Source organism: Amycolatopsis sp. CFH S0740, assembly GCF_004522315.1.
Lineage (GTDB): Bacteria > Actinomycetota > Actinomycetes > Mycobacteriales > Pseudonocardiaceae > Amycolatopsis > Amycolatopsis nivea.
This window is the reverse complement of the sequence record NZ_SDLS01000028.1, coordinates 17,710-38,378: the sequence shown is the minus strand read 5'-3', so window position 1 is coordinate 38,378 and position 20,669 is coordinate 17,710. Positions and strand designations below refer to the sequence as shown.

20 protein-coding genes and 1 riboswitch are annotated in these 20,669 nt (G+C 69.8%); of the genes, 8 read left to right on the top strand and 12 right to left on the bottom strand.

What is annotated here, in order from left to right:
- Nucleotides 1-66: 66 nt before the first annotated feature.
- Nucleotides 67-636, bottom strand: coding sequence for a transcriptional regulator (locus EIZ45_RS35030; protein ID WP_134663025.1), 570 nt, complete (start codon nt 634-636; stop codon nt 67-69).
- A 96-nt stretch (nt 637-732) separates the two neighbouring features.
- On the opposite strand from EIZ45_RS35030, the gene EIZ45_RS35025 reads away from it, so the two are divergent.
- Complete coding sequence (locus EIZ45_RS35025; RefSeq protein WP_134663026.1) at nt 733-1,506, top strand: enoyl-CoA hydratase-related protein; 774 nt, start codon at nt 733-735, stop codon at nt 1,504-1,506.
- A gap of 43 nt (nt 1,507-1,549) precedes the next feature.
- On the opposite strand, the gene EIZ45_RS35020 is transcribed toward EIZ45_RS35025, so the two are convergent.
- Genes EIZ45_RS35020 through EIZ45_RS35010 form a run of 3 tightly spaced genes read right to left on the bottom strand, consistent with a single transcriptional unit; the run spans nt 1,550 to nt 2,561 of the window.
- Nucleotides 1,550-1,900, bottom strand: coding sequence for a barstar family protein (locus EIZ45_RS35020; RefSeq protein ID WP_037813689.1), 351 nt, complete (start codon nt 1,898-1,900; stop codon nt 1,550-1,552).
- Nucleotides 1,897-2,349 (bottom strand): ribonuclease domain-containing protein, encoded by a 453-nt coding sequence (locus EIZ45_RS35015; protein ID WP_134663027.1) that lies wholly within the window; start codon nt 2,347-2,349, stop codon nt 1,897-1,899. The genes EIZ45_RS35020 and EIZ45_RS35015 overlap by 4 nt, the downstream gene beginning before the upstream one ends.
- 11 nt (nt 2,350-2,360) lie before the next feature.
- The gene (locus EIZ45_RS35010) at nt 2,361-2,561 is read right to left on the bottom strand and encodes a hypothetical protein (protein WP_037813693.1); all 201 of its coding nucleotides are present in this window, start codon (nt 2,559-2,561) and stop codon (nt 2,361-2,363) included.
- A 60-nt stretch (nt 2,562-2,621) separates the two neighbouring features.
- Between EIZ45_RS35010 and EIZ45_RS35005 the strand changes: the two genes are divergently transcribed.
- The 3 genes from EIZ45_RS35005 (at nt 2,622) to EIZ45_RS34995 (ending at nt 6,374) form a co-directional block, all read left to right on the top strand.
- Complete coding sequence (locus EIZ45_RS35005) at nt 2,622-3,587, top strand: zinc-binding dehydrogenase (protein ID WP_037813695.1); 966 nt, start codon at nt 2,622-2,624, stop codon at nt 3,585-3,587.
- 162 nt (nt 3,588-3,749) lie between these two features.
- A complete protein-coding gene (locus EIZ45_RS35000; RefSeq protein WP_134663028.1) occupies nt 3,750-4,772 on the top strand; it encodes an alpha/beta fold hydrolase in 1,023 nt (340 codons plus the stop codon).
- Nucleotides 4,773-4,892: 120 nt separating this feature from the next.
- On the top strand, nt 4,893-6,374 hold the full coding sequence (locus EIZ45_RS34995) for an amino acid permease (protein ID WP_037813699.1): 1,482 nt from the start codon (nt 4,893-4,895) through the stop codon (nt 6,372-6,374).
- Nucleotides 6,375-7,089: 715 nt separating this feature from the next.
- Here EIZ45_RS34995 and EIZ45_RS34990 read toward each other — a convergent pair.
- The gene (locus EIZ45_RS34990; protein ID WP_037813700.1) at nt 7,090-8,139 is read right to left on the bottom strand and encodes a nitronate monooxygenase family protein; all 1,050 of its coding nucleotides are present in this window, start codon (nt 8,137-8,139) and stop codon (nt 7,090-7,092) included.
- Between the two features lie 59 nt (nt 8,140-8,198).
- Between EIZ45_RS34990 and EIZ45_RS34985 the strand changes: the two genes are divergently transcribed.
- On the top strand, nt 8,199-8,645 hold the full coding sequence (locus EIZ45_RS34985) for a pyridoxamine 5'-phosphate oxidase family protein (protein ID WP_134663029.1): 447 nt from the start codon (nt 8,199-8,201) through the stop codon (nt 8,643-8,645).
- A gap of 695 nt (nt 8,646-9,340) precedes the next feature.
- On the opposite strand, the gene EIZ45_RS34980 is transcribed toward EIZ45_RS34985, so the two are convergent.
- Together EIZ45_RS34980 and lepA are read right to left on the bottom strand one after the other, a co-directional pair.
- Nucleotides 9,341-9,862, bottom strand: coding sequence for a Uma2 family endonuclease (locus EIZ45_RS34980; protein WP_240690628.1), 522 nt, complete (start codon nt 9,860-9,862; stop codon nt 9,341-9,343).
- 133 nt (nt 9,863-9,995) lie between these two features.
- On the bottom strand, nt 9,996-11,846 hold the full coding sequence (gene lepA, locus EIZ45_RS34975; protein WP_037813702.1) for a translation elongation factor 4: 1,851 nt from the start codon (nt 11,844-11,846) through the stop codon (nt 9,996-9,998).
- A 116-nt stretch (nt 11,847-11,962) separates the two neighbouring features.
- Here lepA and EIZ45_RS34970 point away from each other — a divergent pair, with 116 nt between their 5' ends.
- Complete coding sequence (locus EIZ45_RS34970; RefSeq protein WP_037813703.1) at nt 11,963-12,574, top strand: class I SAM-dependent methyltransferase; 612 nt, start codon at nt 11,963-11,965, stop codon at nt 12,572-12,574.
- Here EIZ45_RS34970 and EIZ45_RS34965 read toward each other — a convergent pair.
- Together EIZ45_RS34965 and EIZ45_RS34960 are read right to left on the bottom strand one after the other, a co-directional pair.
- On the bottom strand, nt 12,571-12,945 hold the full coding sequence (locus tag EIZ45_RS34965; RefSeq protein WP_037813704.1) for a VOC family protein: 375 nt from the start codon (nt 12,943-12,945) through the stop codon (nt 12,571-12,573). The genes EIZ45_RS34970 and EIZ45_RS34965 overlap by 4 nt on opposite strands.
- Before the next feature lie 22 nt (nt 12,946-12,967).
- The gene (locus EIZ45_RS34960; protein ID WP_037813707.1) at nt 12,968-13,828 is read right to left on the bottom strand and encodes a DMT family transporter; all 861 of its coding nucleotides are present in this window, start codon (nt 13,826-13,828) and stop codon (nt 12,968-12,970) included.
- Between the two features lie 392 nt (nt 13,829-14,220).
- Between EIZ45_RS34960 and rpsT the strand changes: the two genes are divergently transcribed.
- A complete protein-coding gene (gene rpsT, locus EIZ45_RS34955; RefSeq protein WP_009081037.1) occupies nt 14,221-14,481 on the top strand; it encodes a 30S ribosomal protein S20 in 261 nt (86 codons plus the stop codon).
- 100 nt (nt 14,482-14,581) lie between these two features.
- On the opposite strand, the gene holA is transcribed toward rpsT, so the two are convergent.
- Nucleotides 14,582-15,553: a DNA polymerase III subunit delta gene (holA, locus tag EIZ45_RS34950; RefSeq protein ID WP_037813709.1), complete on the bottom strand. Its 972-nt coding sequence runs from the start codon at nt 15,551-15,553 to the stop codon at nt 14,582-14,584.
- Nucleotides 15,554-15,684: 131 nt separating this feature from the next.
- Nucleotides 15,685-15,818: riboswitch (SAM riboswitch) on the top strand.
- Between the two features lie 13 nt (nt 15,819-15,831).
- On the opposite strand from holA, the gene thrC reads away from it, so the two are divergent.
- The gene (gene thrC, locus EIZ45_RS34945; RefSeq protein ID WP_134663031.1) at nt 15,832-17,097 is read left to right on the top strand and encodes a threonine synthase; all 1,266 of its coding nucleotides are present in this window, start codon (nt 15,832-15,834) and stop codon (nt 17,095-17,097) included.
- Between the two features lie 24 nt (nt 17,098-17,121).
- Here the strand turns inward: thrC and EIZ45_RS34940 are convergent, their stop codons facing one another.
- Both EIZ45_RS34940 and EIZ45_RS34935 read right to left on the bottom strand, forming a co-directional pair.
- The gene (locus EIZ45_RS34940) at nt 17,122-19,500 is read right to left on the bottom strand and encodes a ComEC/Rec2 family competence protein (protein WP_134663032.1); all 2,379 of its coding nucleotides are present in this window, start codon (nt 19,498-19,500) and stop codon (nt 17,122-17,124) included.
- Nucleotides 19,497-20,210, bottom strand: a complete 714-nt coding sequence (locus tag EIZ45_RS34935; protein WP_370318227.1) for a helix-hairpin-helix domain-containing protein — start codon at nt 20,208-20,210, stop codon at nt 19,497-19,499. Before EIZ45_RS34935 ends, EIZ45_RS34940 begins: the two co-directional genes overlap by 4 nt.
- Nucleotides 20,211-20,669 lie beyond the last annotated feature (459 nt).

The window sequence follows — 20,669 nt, the reverse complement described above, 5'->3', positions numbered from 1 at the left end:
TCGTGCGCGTTTTCCCTTATTCCTGGGTGCCGAGTGGCCGCTCGGCACCCAGGGCCTTCCTCGGATTCAGTCCCGGACGGCCTCCTCTCCGCCCGGAGCCGGGAACGCGAGCATCCGCGTCTCGACCCGGCGCGCCCCCTCCGGCGTCTCCTCGTCCGTCCGCTGATACCGCCGCAGCAAAGCGAGATACGCCTCGAAGAAGTCGCCCAGCTCGTCCAGGGTCACGGTGATCGCGCCGCGCGAGTACGGAATCGCGTCCGCCCACTCCCCCAGCTGCGGCCGCTCGCGCTCGAACCGTTCGTACAGTTCGGTGTCGCCCGCGAGCCACAGCCGGTGCAGTTCGCCGATCGCCGCCTTCGCCGGATCGTCCTCGGCAGGCGGCAACCGCACGTCATGCGGCACGGCGCGCCACCAGCGCTCCCGCCCGCGCGCGCGTTCGGGAAGCTCCTCGACGAACCCGTTCTCCGCCAGGACCCGCAGGTTGTAACTCGTCCCGCCGCTGGTCACGCCCAGCCGCTCGGCGAGCGTCGTGGAGGTCGCCGGTCCGGACGAGGACAGCAGCTCGAGAATCCGCTGCCGCAACGGGTTCGCGAGCGCCTTGAGCGCCTTCAGATCAGCGCGACGAGGTTCTGCCATGCCCCCAAGGTAGCGGTGCACGAGTTTTCATGCACGAGTTTTCGTGCATAAACTTCACACCCGCTCCAGGACGGGCGGTGTGCGAAAGTGTCAGGCATGGCTGACGAACTGGTGCACTACGAGGTGGCGGCCGGCATCGCCACGATCACCCTGGACTCCCCGCACAACCGCAATGCGCTGTCGGCGCAGCTGCGGCGGGAACTGAGCGAGTCGCTGACGAAGGCTCGCGAGGACGACGCGGTGCGCGTGGTGCAGCTGACCCACACCGGCCCGGTCTTCTGCGCGGGCATGGACTTGAAGGAGGCCCGCGGCGCCGGTTCGTCCGACCAGGGCGTGAACGAGTTCCCGCGGATCCTGGACCAGTTGTGGACGAGCCCGAAGCCGGTGGTCGCGCGGCTGGCGGGCCCGGCTCGCGCGGGCGGCATCGGCATGGTCGCCGCGTGCGACATCGCGGTCGCGGTCCCGGAAGCGACGTTCGCCTTCTCGGAGGTCCGGATCGGCGTCATCCCGGCGGTCATCAGCCTGACGGTGCTCCCGCGGCTGAACGCGCGGGCCGCACACGAACTCTTCCTGACCGGCGACGTCTTCGACGCGCAGCGCGCGGTGGAGATCGGCCTGCTGAACGCCTGCGTCCCGGCGGAAGACCTGGACAAGACGGTCGAGGGCTACCTCAAGTCGCTGACCCTCGGCGGCCCGAAGGCCCTGGCCGCCACTAAGGAACTGCTGGCCCGTCCGCGCCCGGCGACCCCGGCCGAAGGCTTCGCCGACATGAACGCCCTGTCCGCGGGCTTCTTCGCGAGCGAGGAAGGACAGGAAGGCATCCAGGCCTTCGCCCAGAAACGCAAGCCGAACTGGGTTCCGCAGGACTGACGCTGCCTGTGAGGGGAACCCCGGGGTTCCCCTCACGGCTTTTTTAAGAATCCACCAGCACCAAAGTCAGCCGATGCGCCCCGGAGCCCATCGCCCGCTGCGCGTCCGAAAGCACGCTCCGCACCGCCAGATACGCCTTGGGCTCGGCCGCCTTCAACCCGTCCGACCCGGTCCAGATCAGCACGTGCTCGCCGGCAGGCAGCCACGACAAATCCGTGAGCATGTCGTACAAGGCGTCCAGATTCCGCCCGAAATAAGACGGGAAGGAAAGCGCCTCGCCGATCGCGTCCAGCGCCGACAGCTTGTCCAGCGTCCGCGTTCCGTCGACCCGGTGCGGATAAGCCCCGCGCGCGAACGCCGCGTCCGCCGCGGCCTGCGCCGTCTCCCCGCTCACCGCGCGGGATCCACAACGACGAACGACGCGTAATGGTCGGCTGTGTAATACAACTCTTTCCCCGCCCCCGTGATCAGCCGGCGCGCCCCTCGGTCCGGGCTGCCCGGCGTTTTCACGGTGTACTCGTGGTAATAGCCGTTCTTCTCCGCGGGAAGCACCTTTTCCCGGTTCTGGAAGACGACGTCGTCATTGCGCGGATACGGGTAGGGCCCGCCCTTTTGGATCAGGTTCCACGTGTCCTTCGCCTGCGAAGGCAGCGAGGACAGCGGTTTGACCGGCAGCTTGGAGTCCGCCCCCGGCACCTTCCCGGAAGCGGCGGCGGGAGCGCCCGACGAGGACGAGGGCGCCGGCGAATCCGAGGAGCCGGCGGTTTCCTTGACGAGCCACCCGCCGAGCACCAGCACGAGGAGACCGACGAGCGCAGCGGTGATCCGCCTACGGTTGACCATGGTGTGCCAGCTTAGGAGCGGCCGGGACCGTCGTCGTCACGGGCCGTGCCGAACCAGCGGCCGAAGCGTTCGACCAGCTTGTCGATGGCCCACGCGGCGAGCAGGCACAGCGGCACAAGCACCGCCATCACCAGCACGAACTGCACGGGGAACCAGGCTTGGGCAAGCCACAGCTCGACCCCGTCCCACCAGTTGGCCAAGCCCTCGAACACGAGTGTGAGCCTACGCGCGCTCGACTGCGCCGGGTCGGGCAGGGGAGGTAGGTTGCTGCCATGTTCGCCGTATACGCGCAGGAACCCAACGCCGAGTCCCCGCTCGATTCGCTGGTCGTCGGCGAGCGGCCGGAACCCGAGGCGCCCGAAGGCTGGGTCCGGGTGCACGTCAAAGCCGCCAGCCTGAACATGCACGACCTGTGGACCTTGCGCGGCGTCGGCATCAAGCCCGACCAGTTCCCGATGATCCTCGGCTGCGACGGAGCGGGAACGCTCGACGACGGCACCGAGGTCGTGCTGCATTCGGTGATCAACGCGCCGGGCTGGCAGGGCGACGACACGCTCGACCCGAAGCGCACCCTGCTCACCGAAAAGCACCAGGGCACGTTCGCCGACCAGGTCGTGGTCCCGGCCCGCAACGCGGTGCCGAAGCCGGCCGGCCTGAGCTTCGCCGAGGGCGCGACGATGGGCACCGCGTGGCTCACCGCGTACCGGATGCTGTTCGTGAAGTCGGGTCTGCGGCCCGGCCAGACGATGCTGGTGCAGGGCGCGTCCGGCGGGGTGTCGACCGCGCTGATCGCGCTCGGCCGCGCGGCCGGGTTCCGCGTGTGGGTCACCGGGCGCACCGAGGAGAAGCGCGCGCTGGCCGAGAGCGTCGGCGCGCACCAGACGTTCGAGTCCGGCGCGCGGCTGCCCGAGCGGGTGGACGGGGTGTTCGAGACCGTCGGCAAGGCCACCTGGGGACACACCCTGAAGTCGCTGAAGCCCGGCGGCGTGGTCGTGGTGTCCGGTTCGACCAGCGGCCCCGACCCGTCGGCCGACCTGCAGCGCGTGTTCTTCCTGCAGCTGCGGGTCCTCGGCTCGACCATGGGCACCCGCGACGAGCTGGCCGACCTGCTCGCCTACCTCGACCTGAAGGGCATCAAGCCGCAGATCGGCACCGAGCTCCCCCTCACGGAGGCCCCCGCGGGATTCGCCGCGATGGCCGCCGGGGAGACCGCGGGCAAGATCGTCTTCACCCGCTGATCCTGGTCGCACCGCGCTGGCCTGGGCTTTTGTTCGTCGAACGAGCCTGGGCCAGCGCTTTTACCTGTTCTCCGGTGAATCGTCAACACCCCTGCTTCGCAATCAGATAGTGACCCCCGAAGTTCCACCAGAACTCGACCTTGGGCGGTTAACCTGGAGAACATGACCGCGACGCAGCGGCCCGCACCCGCCGACCGGGGCGGCCGGCACCCCAGCGACCCGGCGCCCGTCCGGGAGTCGTTCCGGCGCTTCGCCGGGATCCGCACGCGCGTGCTCGAGGTCGGGCCCGCCGTCGCCGAGGCGCCCGCACCGAAGCGCACGCGCCGCAAGGGCACCGAGAAACCGCGCGCTCCGCGGCTCGTGTTGCTCCACGGGTATTGCGACAGTGCCGACACGTGGCGTCCGGTACTCGGAGAACTAGCCGCCGCGGGCATCGCCGCGATCGCCGTCGACCTTCCTGGTTTCGGCGACGCGCAGCCGCTGCGCCCCGGCCCGATGCTGCCCCAGCTCGACGCGTTCACCGCCGCGGTGGTGCGCGAACAGGCCGTGCTCGGCCCGGTCGTGCTCGCGGGCAACTCGCTCGGCGGCACGATGAGCCTGCGCGCGGCGCAGAACCACCGGCTGCCGACCACCGGCGCGGTGTCGATCGCCGCGCCCGGTTTCGTCGACTCGTGGCTGGTGCGCACGGTCGGGCGCAATCCGCTGCCGCTGCGGCTGTACTCCTCGCTTCCGTTGCCGGTGCCGGGTTTCCTGGTCCGCGCGGTCGCCGAACAGCTCGTGCCGCGGATCCTCTACGCCGACTCGCGGCACGCGGACGCGGGCCAGGTCCGGCGGTTCACCACGCTGTTCCCCGACTACCGGGCCACCACGTCCCGGCTCGAACAGGCCCGGCAGCTCGTCGCGGAGCTGGCCGACGCCTACCGGCTCGACCAGATCAAGATCCCGCTGCTCGCGGTCGCGTGCGGCAAGGACAAGCTGGTGACGGCCGCGTCCGGGCGGAAGCTGCACACCCTGGTGCCGCACAGCAGGCTCGTCGTCCGCGAGGACTGGGGCCACTGCCCGCAGCTGGACGACCCGGCCGAGGTCGCGGAGCTGCTCGCGTTCTTCGCCGCGGGCGCGGTCCGCTCGGCCGCGCGCCCGGCGCCCACGGTCAGCGACGTCGAGGACGATTCCGCGACTGGGTGACGCAGGGCCGCCGAGATCGTCACACTATGGAGTCGGTGACAGGCGCGGCGCCTCCGGGTACGGTGCCCTGCCAGGGCCCGGAACCCGGGTCCGGCGAACCACCAGTCTGAGGAGACATCGATGTCAGCTCCGCGCGGCGGCCCTAACCTGGGCTCCGGGTCCGGGATCTTCCGGCGGAAGCCGATCGAAACCATCGAGAGCGTCGGCGAAAGCGGCCTGCAGCGCACGCTCGGCCTGCGGCAACTGACCGCGATCGGCGTCGGCGGCATCATCGGCGCGGGCATCTTCTCGCTCGCCGGGGCGGTCGCGAACAAGACCGCGGGCCCGGCCGTGCTGATCTCGTTCCTGATCGCGGGCATCGCGAGCGCCGCGGCGGCGTTCTCCTACGCCGAGTTCGCCGGCCTCATCCCGCGCGCGGGTTCGGCCTACACCTACGGCTACGCGGTACTCGGCGAGATCGTCGGCTGGTTCATCGGCTGGGACCTGCTGCTGGAGTACACCGCGATCGTGTCCGTGGTCGCGATCGGGATTTCCGGTTATTTCAACGATCTGCTGGGCTTCCTGCACGTGTCGCTGCCGCACTGGATGTCCGGCGCACCAGGAACGGAACCGGCGGGCGTCCCGTCCGGGTCCTACAAGGTCAACCTGTTCGCGGTGCTGCTCTGCCTGCTGATCGCCTTCATTCTCAACCAGGGCATGAAAAACGCGGCGCGCTTCGAAACGCTCTTGGTGTATCTGAAGGTCGGCCTGGTGCTGCTGGTGATCGTGGTCGGCGCCTTCCACATCCAGAGCGGCAACTACAGCAACTTCTTCCCATTCGGCCTGAGCGGCGCTTTCACTGGTGCGGCAACGGTATTCTTCGCGGTCTTCGGCTATGACGCCATGTCCACCGCGGCGGAGGAGTCGCAGGACTCCCAGAAGCACATGCCGAAGGCGATCATCTACTCGCTGGCGATCTCGATGGTGCTGTACGTGCTGGCCTGCCTGGTCCTGACCGGCATGGTGAAGTACACCGACATCAACCCGGAAGCGGCCTTCTCGAGCGCATTCGCGAAGGTAGGCCTCGGCTGGCTGGGCGCGATCATCGCGGTCGGTGCGATCATCGGCATCCTGACGGTCCTGTTCACGTTCCTGATGGGCGCGACGCGCGTGGGCTACTCGATGAGCCGAGACGGCCTGCTGCCGAAGTGGTTCTCGAAAACCCATCCGGTGCGCAAGGTCCCGTCCCGCATCACGTGGATCCTGGGCGGCGCTTCGGCGTTGATCGCAGGCGTGCTGCCCATCGGCGAGGCCGCGGAACTGACGAACATCGGCATCCTGCTAGCTTTTGTGGTCGTGTGCATCGCGGTGATCGTGCTGCGCTACAAGCGCCCGGACCTCCCGCGCACGTTCAAGACGCCCGGCATGCCGGTGGTCCCGATCATCGGAGTGGTGTTCTCGATCTGGCTGATCACGTTCCTGAAGCCGGAAACATGGCTGCGCTTCGCGATCTGGTTCGTGATCGGCATGGCCATCTACTTCGCCTACGGCAAACGCCACTCCGCAATGGAACGCGGCTCCGGCGACGACGAGCAGGGCGGGTTGAAGTCCACTTCGGACTGATCGCTTCCAGTCGGCTGAGCGGGTTGTGATGCGGGGGACGCCTTTTGGTGGCGTCCCCCGCGTTTTTTTGCGCTGCTGGTGATGTCGCTCCTGGGGCTCGTCCGCTCGGGGACTCGCGCGGTGTCCGTGCACGATCGGGCATCGTTTCCGGTCTACGAGCGCACTTTGTCTCCGCAGCTTTCCGCGGCTGGATCACGCATAGTTGCTCGATCCGCTCCGCCGCCGAGTCAGCCCGCGAAGGCCTGACTGCTGAGGGATTCCACGGCCAGGAACTCCGACGCGCGACCGGAGCACAGGAACCGGCCAAGCCGTTGTGATCCCCTGCCCGCGCCGCGGCGGGCTCTCCAACGCAACCGCCCAAACCATCGCGACCCCGGTCCCCACCGCAGCAGGCACTCAACACAACCAGCCAAGCCACCGCGACCCCGGCCCTCACCGCGGCAGATCCTCAACTCGACCGCCAAGCCGTCGTGACCCCTGCCCCACTGCAGCAGGCTCTCAACGCAACCCGCCAACCCGTCGCGCCCTTTGCCGCGCCACAGCAGCAATCAGCCAAGCTGTCACGCTTCTTGCCCGCCGCAGCAGGAACCAGCCAAACCGTCACGCCCCTTGCCCGCCGCAGCAGGAACCAGCCAAGCCGTCGTGGCCCTTGTCCCGCCGCAGCAGGCACTCAGCGCAACCGGCCAAGCCGTCGCAGCACTCGCCGCCGGAGGTCTCAGCGCAACCGGTCGAGCCGTTCCGCCGCTGCCTTGGCCTCGGTGCGCAGGCGGGCCACGATCGAGGCCGCCGAACCGTCACCGGCGAGGGGGTACGTCTGGCCAGCCCACAGCGACATCGCCTCCGGGTCGCCGGCTTTGGCGGCCGCCCCGCGGACCGGTTTGCTCAGGTGGTGCAGTTGCGGGTAGGCGGCGGGGGCGTCGGCGGAGAGGTCGCTCAGGACGCGGTTCACCATGCCCCGCGCCGGACGTCCGCTGAACGCGCGCGTGAATGCCGTCGGCCGGCCGGCTTCGGCGAGCGCGCGTCGCTGGGTGTCGCCGGTGCCGGCTTCCGTCGCGAGCAGGAAAGCCGTGCCCAGCTGCGCCGCCGACGCACCGGCGGCCAGCACTGCCGCCACGTCGGCGCCGTTGACCAGTCCCCCGGCGGCGACCAGCGGCAAGCTCGTCCGCGCGCCGAGCAACCGCAGCAGTGCGAGCAGACCGTATTCCTCGCCGCCGGCCGGGTTGCCCGGATCGTCGGTGAACAGCCCTCGGTGCCCGCCGGCTTCGAAGCCCTGCACGACCAGTGCGTCGGCTCCGCGCGCGGCAGCGAGGTCGGCTTCCTCCGGGTTCGTGACGGTGACCGCGACCTTGCCGCCCGCCTCGTGGATCCGCTGCACCTCGGCGGACGTCGGCGCGCCGAAGGTGAACGACACCACCGGAACCCGGTGCCGCACGACGAGGTCGAGCTTCGCCGGGTACTCGTCGTCGTCCCAGACCGGGTCGCCGAGTTCGACTCCGTAGCGGACAGCCTCGGCGAGCAAGCGTTCGCGGTGCGCGCTGAGGTCGGCCACCGACCGGCCGCCAGGGACGAACAGGTTCACGCCGAACCGGCCCCCGGTGAGGTCGGCGGTGTGCGCGATCCGGGCGTCCAGCGTCTCCGGGCTGAGGTAGCCCGCGGCGAGGAAACCGAACCCGCCCGCGTCCGTGACGGCGCCGACCAGCTGCGGAGTCGTCGGCCCGCCCGCCATCGGAGCCACGATCACCGGGAACTCGAGATCATCGAACATGTCCCGAGCCTAGTGCCGGACCGGAAATGCGCCGGGCCGCCGCCGCGTTGCAGAAAAGCATGACGGCAACCCTGGAACAGCTCCGCGCGCTGACGGTGCAGGAGAACGGCCTCGCCACCGTGGCCACGACCCGCGCCGACGGCACCGTGCACGCGTCCGTCGTGAACGCGGGCGTCCTGGACGACCCGGTGACCGGCAAGCCGAGCGTAGGCTTCGTCGCCGTCGGCGGCGCACGCAAACTCGCCCTGCTCCGCCGCAACGGCCACGCGACCGTCACGTTCCGCCGCGGCTGGCGCTGGCTCTCGGTGACCGGCCCGGTCCGCCTGATCGGCCCGGACGATCCCGACCCCGGCTTCCCGGCCGACGGCCTCCCGCCCCTGCTGCGCGAGGTGTTCCGCGCCGCCACCGGCACCCACGACGACTGGGCGGAGTACGACCGCGTGATGGCCGCCGAACGCCGGGCCGCGGTGTTCGTGGAAGTGGGCAAGATCATCGGGAACGGTTGAGCTGTCCCCAGCCCAGGCCAGGCCAGCCCAGTCACGCCGGTCGCGGTATGCGACGGCCTTCGCATCGGCTGGAGCGGCCAGCGGGGACCGTTGACGCGCCGGGCAGTTGATCGCGGCATGGAGTGCTGAGCCGCTGCGTTCACGGAGACCCGCGAGTCACCTGGCAACCTCGAACCCGCCGCTCGACCCGCGCGAGCACCGCCGGACCCGCGAAGGCTGTGAGGGCCGCCGGACTCGCGAACCAACTCCGGCTCTACGGCAGGACGCTTCGCCCGCGAGAGCTACAGCGCGCACGTCACCTCGCCCAGCCACATGAGCGACCCCGCGCCATGACAAGCGAGCCGCCAACGCCGCCGCACACGAGACACACCCTGGGCCGCCACACACAAGCCACGCAGCGCGACCACACGCAAGTCACCCCGCGCCACCACACGCGAACCACGCAGCGCTGCGGCCCGAGTCACGCCACATCACCGCACAGAAGCGACCGCGCGCACCGCACCTGAGACACCTCACGCCACCGCGCGCGACAACGTCACCAGGACCGCGCGAGACCTCTTCCCACCGCCAGACCAACGCCGGTCACGCCGCCAGCACTCCGCACGACCGCCTCCGCGGATGTCGCCGAAACCTCTGGTCCGTCACCAGCACCGTCTCGTCAAGTCACCACTCCCCTCCCGTCCGCCGGATCCGAATCACCGTCGGTTCATAAGCGCCTCCAACCCCACTCGAACCGGAAACGGCCGCGCTGTCTCGAACGTTTCCCCGCGAGCGATTTCCGCGACCTGCTGATAACAACCGTCCTCACTCAGCTCGAATGCCGTCAGAGAAAGCGCTGCCGGATCGACCACCCAGTAGTCCGGCACGCCCATCCGCTCGTAAACCGCTTTCTTCGTAACGCGATCGTGGATCCTGGTGCTCGGCGACACCACTTCGACCACAAGCAGCGGCGGCACCGGCAGGTCAGCATCGGTGAAGTCCCCGGCCCGGCCTACCACCAGATCCGGCCGGAGTTCGACCTGATCCCCGGACCGCACCGCGAACGGACCGCCGACCACGTCCATTCCCGGTGGACAACCCGACTCCAGCAACCCGTAGAGCCGGAATACCGCGTGCTGGTGCGGCAATCCCGGCGCGGGGCTGACGTACAGCACTCCGTCGACGAGTTCGTGCCGCCGTCCGTCCTCCGGGAGCGCGGCGAGATCCCGCACGGTCATCGGTTGTGAATCTGAAGGCCAGCCAGTGAGTGTCATGAGTACGTCCTTTCCGTCGCACCCAAGAACACCAGCCACCACCGACAAAAAACGGCGGCCCCGGAAACCCGGAGCCGCCGTTCACCCGAAAGTGACGCTACTTCTTGTTCTTCCCGTTGTCCTCAGTGGACAGTGCCGCGACGAACGCCTCCTGCGGCACCTCCACCCGGCCGACGGTTTTCATCCGCTTCTTGCCTTCCTTCTGCTTCTCCAGCAGTTTCCGCTTCCGCGAGATGTCGCCGCCGTAGCACTTGGCGAGCACGTCCTTGCGGATGGCGCGGATCGTTTCGCGCGCGATGATCCGCGAGCCGATCGCCGCCTGGATCGGGACCTCGAACTGCTGGCGCGGAATCAGTTCCCGCAGACGCGTCGCCATGCGGTTTCCGTACGTATAAGCGGCGTCCTTGTGCACGATCGCGGAGAACGCGTCCACCGTCTCGCCCTGCAGGAGGATGTCGACCTTCACCAGGTCCGCCACCTGCTCGCCGGACTCCTCGTAATCGAGCGACGCGTAGCCGCGTGTGCGCGACTTCAGCGTGTCGAAGAAGTCGAAGATGATCTCCGCCAGCGGGATCGTGTAGCGCAGCTCGACGCGGTCCTCGGACAGGTAGTCCATCCCCAGCAGGGTGCCGCGTTTCGCCTGGCACAGCTCCATGATCGTGCCCACGAACTCCGACGGCGCGAGGATGCTCACCTTCGACACCGGCTCGTGCACCTCGGCGATCTTGAGCCCGGTCGGCCAGTCCGACGGGTTCGTGACCACGACCTCGCTGCGGTCCTCCAGCACCACGCGGTACACGACGTTCGGCGCGGTCGAGATCAGGTCGAGGCCGAACTCGCGCTCCAGCCGGTCCCGGGTGATCTCCAGGTGCAGCAGGCCGAGGAAGCCGCAGCGGAAGCCGAAGCCCAGTGCGACCGACGTTTCCGGCTCGTAGGTCAGCGCGGCGTCGTTGAGCTGCAGCTTCTCCAGCGCCTCGCGCAGTTCCGGGTAGTCCGAGCCGTCCACCGGGTACAGCCCGGAGAACACCATCGGCTTCGGTTCGCGGTACCCGGCCAGCGGTTCGGTCGCGCCGTGCCGCTCGGACGTCACGGTGTCGCCGACCTTCGACTGGCGCACGTCCTTCACGCCGGTGATCAGGTAGCCGACCTCGCCGACGCCGAGTCCCTTGCTGGCCTTCGGCTCCGGCGAGATGATCCCGACCTCGAGCAGTTCGTGCGTCGCGCCGGTCGACATCATCTTGATCTTCTCGCGCGGCGTGATCTTGCCGTCCACCACGCGGATGTAGGTGACGACGCCGCGGTAGGTGTCGTAGACCGAGTCGAAGATCATCGCGCGGGCGGGCGCGTCCGCGTCGCCGACCGGCGGCGGGACCTGGCGCACGCACTCGTCCAGCAGCTCGGTCACGCCCATGCCGGTCTTCGCCGACACGCGCAGCACGTCCGAGGGCTCGCAGCCGATGATGTGCGCGATCTCCGCCGCGTACTTCTCCGGGTCCGCCGAGGGCAGGTCGATCTTGTTCAGCACCGGGATGATGTGCAGGTCGTTCTCGAGCGCGAGGTACAGGTTCGCGAGCGTCTGCGCCTCGATCCCCTGCGCGGCGTCGACCAGCAGGATCGCGCCCTCGCAGGCTTCGAGCGCCCGCGAGACCTCGTAGGTGAAGTCCACGTGGCCGGGCGTGTCGATCAGGTGCAGGACGTGGTCCTTGCCGTCCACCTGCCACGGCAGCCGGACGTTCTGGGCCTTGATCGTGATGCCGCGTTCCCGCTCGATGTCCATGCGGTCGAGGTACTGCGCGCGCATGGCCCGCTCCTCGACGACGCCGGTGAGCTGCAGCATCCGGTCCGCCAGCGTCGACTTGCCGTGGTCGATGTGGGCGATGATGCAGAAGTTGCGGATCAACTCCGGCGGCGTGAAGGTGGTGTCGGCGAACGTCTTGGGCGCTGTCACTCGGGCTGTCCTCGGGATGGTGGGGGATGTCCGTACCCCATCGTCCCATGGACCTCCGGGTGCGGGTGGGGGTCATCCCCGATGCGGCCCCGCCCGTCTCGTGATGACCTCGAAGCATGAGCACTTCACCCTCCCCCTCGCCGCCCGGCCCCGGCGTCCTCGACGCCGCGCTCGACCGGGCTTTCGGCCATCCCAGCGGGCTGCTGGGCAGGCTCGGCGGCAAGCTGATGGCGATCGGCAACGCCACGACCGAACACCGCATCGTCGACCTGGCGCGCCTCGAACCCGACGAGACCGTTCTCGTCGTCGGCCCCGGGCCCGGGGTCGGCCTCGACGCGGCGAGCAAACTCGCCGGCGAGGTGATCGGCGTCGAACCCTCCCCGCAGATGCGCGACCTCTGCACGGACCGCTGCGGAGACCGCGCCGAGGTGCGCGCGGGCAGCGCGGCCCGGACCGGCTGCGCGGACGCGTCCGCCGACGTCGTGCTGACCGTGAACAACGTCCAGTTCTGGGAAGACCGCCCGGCGGCCTTCGCCGAGCTGTTCCGCGTGCTCCGGCCGGGCGGACGGCTGCTGCTTTCGGCACACGAGAAGTGGCTCCCGGTGACGCGGCACGAACTGGCCGACGAAGCCGCCGCAGCGGGATTCACCGACCTGCAGACCTGGACCTGGGATCCGCCCGGATTCGCCGCGCTCGCCGCCCAGCTCCGGGCCGTGAAACCGGGCTAGCGCTTGTCGCGGCGCAACGGATGGTCCTCCGGGACCTCGACGAGCACGATCCGCAGCCCGTCCGGGTCGGCGATCCACGCCTCGTCGGTGCCCCACGGCTCGCGCCGGGCCTCGCGCACCGGTTCGACCCCGCGTCCGGCCAGTTCGGCCAGGGTCGCCGGGAGATCGCGGACCTGCAGGAACAGATTGACGTCCGGACCGGGCCCCTCCTCGCCCGTGCCGACCACCTCGATCGACCCGCCGCCGGCGAAAAACCGCGTGCCGCCGGGGAACTCGCGCTCGATCGCGAGGCCGAGGGCGTCGCGGTAGAACGCGGTGGACACCTCGTGGTCGCGGGGGTGGATCAGCACCCGGCTGCTCAGTACGTCCATGGTTCCTGCCTACCCGAGCGGCTCAGGCGACCGCAATCGCAGCGATCCCGGCCAGCACGACCAGCGATCCGGCGAGGCGGCGGACCGCGTTGCGCTCGCGGAGCACGAGCCAGGCGGCGACCCCGCCGAAGACGATCGACAGCTCGCGCGCCGGCGCGACCAGGCTGACCGGCGCGATCCGCAGGGCGTACAGGACCAGCAGGTAGCTGGCCGGCGAGGCGAGCCCGACGATCAGCACCTCGCGCCGATGGTCGCGCCACAGCCGCTTGATCTCCGACCGGCCGCGCGCCGCGGTCGGGGCAAGCAGGATGCTCTGGCCGATCGCGCCGCCGCCGAAGTAGACGAGCGGAGGCACGCCGAGCGACGTGACCGAGTGCGCGTCCCAGAGCGTGTAAGCGGCGATGACGACGCCGGTGGCGACGCCGTAGAACACCCCCGCGCGGCGGGCCCGGGCGTTGCCGGTGCCGCCGCCGAGGCTGATCACCAGGACGCCCGCGACGACGAGGAACGCCCCGATCAGCCCGAGCACGCCAGGCCGTTCGCCCAGGACCGTGACAGCGACGAGCACCGACACCAGCGGCCCGGTCCCGCGGGCCAGCGGGTAGACGATGGACAGGTCGCCGACCTCGTATCCGCGCTGCAGCACGATCCCGTACGCCACGTGCAGGACCGCGGTGCCCGCGGCGGCGAGCAGCCAGGTCCACTGTGGACGTTCCGGTTCGACGGCCAGCGCGACCGCGATCACCGGGAGCATCGCCGCCGCGGAAACCGTGTAGTACAGCCAGACGAACCGCGGGCCGCCGGAAACCCGTTTGGCGGCAAGGTTCCACACGGCGTGCACGACCGCGGCGACGAGGACCATGGCGAGGGCTGTGGTGTTCATCCGGACCCCTTCAGGTTTTCAGCGCACGCTGAAGACCGGGTCCTCCAGGCTTTTGTCCCGTCAGATGAACGGCGGGGCTCTGTCTCCCGCCGAAGGTGCCGCTCGGACCAGGCCCGCCCGCCCTCGTTGTCTTCGCGACCCGCTCTGCGGGACCACGGGCAGGCGACGGAACCCTAGGCACTACCGGACCCCACCGTAACCGAGACGGGGGCGCGATGCCGAGCGTTTGCCTGCTCCGGGGCCGTCGGCAACGCCGCGAACAGGGCTGTTAAGATTTTCGACTGTTGCCGTGCGGCATTCCGTCAGGGAGGAAACCCGGCAGTCCCTCGGGACTGATCCGGAGCCACACGAACGCGGCAGCGACCTTCACCGAGTGAAAGAGGAACGCCTCCATGGCCAACATCAAGTCGCAGGTCAAGCGCATCACGACGAACGAGAAGGCGCGGCAGCGCAACCTGGCGATCCGGTCCTCGGTGAAGACCGCGATCCGCAAGTTCCGCGAGGCCGCCGAAGCCGGTGACAAGGACAAGGCCCTCGAACTGCAGCGCGACGCCGCTCGCAAGCTCGACAAGGCCGTCACCAAGGGCGTCATCCACGCCAACCAGGCCGCGAACAAGAAGTCGGCTCTCGCGAAGCGCGCGAACCAGCTCTGAGCGCAGTCTTTCGGAAAGGCCCGGCGGCTTCGGCTGCCGGGCCTTTCCGTGTCCTGGGGACCGGCTCGGCTCTCCTCAAGGCGTTCCCGGCGCCGGGACGTCAGCGGTCTCCCTTGGCCGCGACCACGTCGAGGACCGCGCGCTGCAACGCGTAGTTCGCGTCGGCCGCCGCACCCTTGACCTCGGCGTTCAGCCGCGCCACGACGCGCATCGCGGTCGCCAGGCCGTCCTGGCCCCAGCCGCGGGACTGCCCTTGCGCCTTGCGGATCTTCCACGGCGGCATGCCGAGTTCGCCCGCCATCTGGTTCGGGTTGCCGCGCCCGGCCGCGGACACGCGAGCGATCGTGCGCACCGCGTCGGCCAGCGCGTCGGCGATCAGGACGTGCGGGACGCCCAGCTGCATCGCCCACTGCAGCGACTCCATCGCGGCGGCCCGGTCGCCCGCGACGGCCTTCTCGGCCACCGCGAAGCCGGTCACGTCGGCGCGTCCGGTGTGGTAGCGGCGGACCGCCCGCTCGTCGACGACTCCCCCGGTGTCGGCGACCAGCTGCGTCGCCGCCGAGGACAGTTCGCGCAGGTCCGAGCCGACCGAGTCGAGCAGCGCCATCAGGCCCGCGGCGTCGATCTTGCCGCCCGCGCGGCGCACCTCGTTGCGGACGAACGCCTCGCGCTCGGCCGGTTTGGTGAGCTTCGGGCATTCGGTGATTTCCGCGCCCGCCTTTTTCAACGCGCCCGGCAGCGCTTTGGCGGCTTTGCTCCGCCCGCCGCCGCTGTGCACGACCACGAGGACGATGCCGTCGGCAGGCGCCTTCACGTACGCGAGGACCGCGTCGGACAGCTCCTGCGAGATGTCCTGCGCCGACTCCAGCACGATCACGCGCCCCTCGGCGAACAGCGACGGGCTCACCAGCTCGGCCAGCACAGGCGGTGTGAGATCGGACACCCGCATGCGCGTGAGGTCGGCCGTCGGGTCCGCGGCCTTGGCCGCGTCGAGGGACGCTCGCACAGCCCGTTCGATGAGCAGTTCTTCCTCGCCCGTGACGAGGTGCAGCGGCGCGGGTGCGGTGGTCACCCGGCCATCTTCTCACCCGGCCGCCGGGCCGCCCGCTCCGGTGATGTGGGCCGCCTCCGTGGCACGAGCTGATCGGGATGTCGTACGGTGTAGCCGAGGACGCGCCCACCGGCGCTCCGACAACCGAATACCGCTCATCCAGAGGGGCAGAGGGAACGGCCCGACGAAGCCCCGGCAACCGGCGTACAGCCTGTCATCCCGCGATCGCGGGGTAGCTGACGACCACGGTGCCAATTCCGGCCCGCTTCGGCGGGGCAGATGAGGAAAGGAACCTCGCGATGACTGCAGCCCTCAGCGCCACCTCCGCCAACAAGACGATCGACCTCGGTCCGGCCGTCGAACTGGTGTCGAAGGAAGAAGGGCACCGGCAGCCGCTCGCTCCGGAATTCGTCTCCGTCGAAGACTTCTCGCCGCTCGAGGTCGCCTACGACTTCGGCCGCGTCCGCCGCGAGGACATCGAGGCGGGCCCGCGCAACATCTGGCGTTACAAGAAACTCCTTCCCGTCCCCTCGACCGTCGAGGAGACCCCGAACACCGAACCCGGCTGCACCCGGCTCGTGCGCGCCGACCGGCTCGCGAAGGAGCTCGGCCTCAAGCGCGTGTGGGTCAAGGACGACACCGGCAACCCCACGCACTCGTTCAAGGACCGCGTGGTCGCCGTCGCGCTCGCGGCCGCCCGCGAGTTCGGTTTCGAGGTCCTGGCGTGTCCCTCGACCGGCAACCTGGCCAACGCGACCGCCGCCGCGGCGGCCCGCGCCGGCTGGCGGTCGGTCGTGCTGATCCCGAAGAACCTCGAACGCGCGAAGATCCTCACCACCGCGGTCTACGACGGCGACCTGATCGCCGTCGACGGCAACTACGACGACGTGAACCGGCTCGCCACCGAACTGGCCGGCGAGCACCCGAAGTGGGCGTTCGTGAACGTCAACGTCCGCCCGTACTACTCCGAGGGCTCGAAGACGCTCGCCTACGAGGTCGCCGAGCAGCTCGGCTGGCGCATCCCCGAGCAGATCGTCGTGCCGATCGCCTCCGGTTCCCAGCTCACCAAGGTGGACAAGGGTTTCCGCGAGCTGGGCCAGCTCGGTCTCGTGGACGCCAGCCCGTACAAGGTGTTCGGCGCGCAGGCCACGGGCTGCTCGCCGGTCTCCACCGCGTACCGCAACGGCCACGACGTGGTCCAGCCGGTGAAGCCGGACACCATCGCCCGTTCGCTCGCGATCGGCAACCCGGCCGACGGCCCGTACGTGCTCGACGTGGTCAACCGCACCGGCGGCGCGATCGAGGACGTCACCGACGAAGAGGTCGTCGAAGGCATCCGGCTGCTCGCGCGCACCGAAGGCATCTTCACCGAGACCGCGGGCGGCGTCACCGTGGCGACCGCGAAGAAGCTCGTCGAAACCGGCAAGCTCGACCCGGACGCGGAAACCGTCCTCCTCATCACCGGCGACGGCCTCAAGACCCTCGACGCGGTCGAGAACCACATCGGCCCGAGGGCCACCGTGCCGCCGTCCGCCGCGGCCGTCGCCAAGGCGCTCGGCTACTGACGCACCGGCCCGGGGTCCGCCGCACTACCGCGGCGGACCCCGCGGCTCGCCCCGGCGCACCACCGCCGGTCCGCTTCCTCCGGGCAGAACGGCGGTGTCCCCGTCGATATCGGTCCGGGTGACCAGCACTCCCATCGTTCCGAGAACGTCCACTGTGGACTTGCTCGGATGTCCGTATCCGTTGCCCGCGCCGACACTGATCAGCGCCGTGCGCGGCCGCACCGCCGCGAGAAACTGCGGCAGCGAATACCTCGACCCGTGATGCGGCACCTTCAGGACGTCTGCCCGCAGGTCGACGCCCTCGGCAAGCAGATCCGCCTGCGCGGCCAGCTCGACGTCTCCGGTCAGCAGAACCCGGCCAGCCGCGGTGTCGGCGCGCAGGACGACCGAACTGTTGTTGATCATCGTGCCGTCCTGCAACGCCGGTGCACGGGTAGTGGCGTAGCGCGGACCGATCACCTCAAGCGACAGCCCCGGCCACTCCAGCCGCTGCCCGTCGCTCAACTGCACCAGTGGCACGCCGCGACGCCGCGCTTCGCCGGAGACCGACTGCCACGCCCACGCGGGCGCACGCCCTGGCCCTACCGCGATCGCCCCGACCGCCCGTCCGTCGAATACCGAGGCGAGACCGCCGATGTGGTCCGCGTGCAGGTGACTCAGCACAAGCAACGGCACCCGTTCGACGCCCAGCCTCCGCAGGCATTCATCGACCGGCCCTGGCTCCGGCCCGGTGTCGACGACCACGGCGCGACCAGGCTCGGCCGTGGCCAGGACGACCGCATCTCCTTGTCCGACATCGCATTCCACCATCGCCCAGCCGTCCGGCGGCCAGCCAGGCACCAAGACTTTGGCCGGCACGACTGTCAGCAGCACGACGACCAGTCCGATCGCCACTAGCAGCCGCAGCCGGCGAAACCGCGCCGCCACCACGATTGCGACCAGCAGGACCGCCGCGCACAATCCTCCCCACCAGCCTCCGGGCCACGAGAGCGCCGCGCCCGGCGCTCTCGCGCCATGCCGGGCGACGGTGATCAGCCATCGGGCTTCCGGATCCGCTAGATGGATCAGCAGATGCCCCGCACCTGGCCACCACGGGCCGACGACCGTTGCCAGCACTCCCAGCACGGTGACCGGCGCGACCACTGGTGCCGCAAGAACATTGGTCACGACCGAAACCAGGCTGACCGTGCCCGCCATTCCGGCGATGACGGGAGCGGTGACCACGAACGCGGCTAGCGGCACGGCTAGCCCTTCGGCGTAACCGGGCGGGACTCCCCGCCGCACCAACGAATCTGCCCAGCGCGGCGCGAGCAGCACCAGCCCTGCCGTGGCGAGAACCGAAAGAGCGAAACCGAAATTGCCCGCCATCGTCGGATCCCACGCCACCAGTACACAAACGGCGAAGGCCAATGCGGGCAACGCTGAACCACGCCGTCCCAGGGCCAGCGCGAGCAGGCCGATGCCGCCCATTACGCCAGCCCGCACCACACTCGGTTCAGGACCCACCAGGACGAGAAATCCCACTAGGCAGGCTCCAGCCGCTGTTGCGGAAAATCTCGGACCTGCTCGGACCAACCGGCACAGCAGCAGTACGGCTCCGCCGATGATTACAAGGTTGCCACCGCTCACTGCCATCAAGTGGGTGAGTCCGGAGGCTTTGAACTCACCTTCGACCCGTTGCGGCAACGCGCTCGTGTCGCCTAGCACCAGTCCGGGCAGGAGGCCCGCGGGTTCCTCCGGCAGGATCGCGCACAGCGAATGCAAGCTGTTCCGCAGAGCTGCGGCGGCTTGCTGCCACCACGGTGCCGGACCGATATCTGCTGGCGCGGCCCGCACGGAGAGGACTGCTGCGGTTAGTTCGCCGCCGCGTGCGGGCAGGAGACGACCGGATGTCGTCACCTCCTGGCCGGGCAGCAGACGATTCCATTCCGCGACCGGTGCCAGCAACAGAACCCGGCCGGTCGATTCGACTGGCAGACCGTCCACTGTGGCCGTTGCGACTCGGGCCGGGATCGCCACTGACCGGGTTCCCGCCTGTTGGTCGGCGTATCCGGCTTGGTGGATCGGCCGCGGGCGCTCGCTGATCTCGACCCGCAGCGTCGCTGTGACGCCATGTGCGGCAGCGGCTCCCAACGGGTCGGATGATGCGTCGTGGATCCGCAGAGCGGTTGGCACTGCGGCAATGAGTCCGACCAGCAGCAGCGCTCCCCCGGCACCGAGGTATCTGGCACGGCCGCGCACTAGAAGCACTGCCGCGCCGATCACCGCTACGGCACCGATCGCTGTCGCGATCCACCAGCCGAGTTGCAGTCCGGCGAGGGTGGCCACCCATCCGGCGACAGCAGCGGGGACGAGACGGAAATCGTGGTCGCGCCGGGCCGTTTCCTCGGTTTCCAGCTTCATCCGACGGTCACCTGCTCGCGGATTTTTTGGAACTTGCTCTCGCCAATGCCGTCGACGTCGCGAAGTTGTTCCACACTCGAGAATCCGCCGTGCTGCGTGCGCCAGTCGGTGATGCGCCGGGCGGTGACCTCGCCGACGCCTGGGAGGCTGTCGAGTTGTTCGGCGGTCGCGGAGTTCAGGTCGATCTTGCTGGCTGCGGCTCCTGAACCGACCGGTGCCGCTTGCGCGGCTGGGACGCCGACCGCCAGCTGCTCGCCGTCGGTGAGTCTGCGGGCGAGGTTCAGCGTGGTCAGGTCGACGCCCGGGTTGGCACCGCCGGCCGCGCGGAGGGCGTCGGCGACGCGGGAACCCGACGGCACGGTGACTAGCCCTGGCGAGCGCACGTGGCCGACCACGCTGATTACCAGATTCTCGTTCGTCTTCGACGCGTGCGGCACCTGCGCACGGGCAGTCGGGAGCGGCGGGGCGATCTCGGCTGCGGGCGAGCGGCCGAAGATGGCCAGGCCTCCGGCAATGACGGCGGCGGCTGCCAGCAATGCCAGGGCGAAGATCATTCCCCGGCGGCCCAGGAAGCCGGGCAGGCCGGTCGAACCGGGGAGCCAGCGCCGGGTCAGGCGATGCTCGATGTGTTCTGGCAGCCAGCTGCGGACCAGTTTGCCGCCGGGCAAGGAGCTTTCCGGCGGGGGTGGGTTGTCGGCCAGTGCAGACAACCGGGCTTTGCGACCCGTGGGCCGCAAGAGCGGCGTACCGTCCGCCAGCTGGCCGCCCAGTAGCGGTGCACTGTCAGCAACTGCAGCTTCCGGACCTGCTGCGCGAGAGTGCCGCCTTGAGTGGACCGCCGCGCCGTCCATGCCTGTGGGCAGGCGAGGATCCGGTTCCCCGCCGGGCACCTCCTGGCTGTCTGCAGTTGCCGACACACTCGCCCGGCTGCGCGCCGACCGGCCCGCACGGCCGAGGGGCAGCCAGCGGCGGACCGGCCCGCTGCCGGGTCCGCTGAGGTGCGGGACCGCGGCCAGCTGGTCGGCCAGCCAGGTGAGCCTGACGTTGACGGGAGTGCCCTGGTCTCGGGCGGAGGGCTCGAACACACGATCGACGCTAGGCGTCGGCCGGTCCGACTGCGAGCGGGTTCCGCGCGATCTGTGGACAACCCGCCCCTTGGGGACAACTCG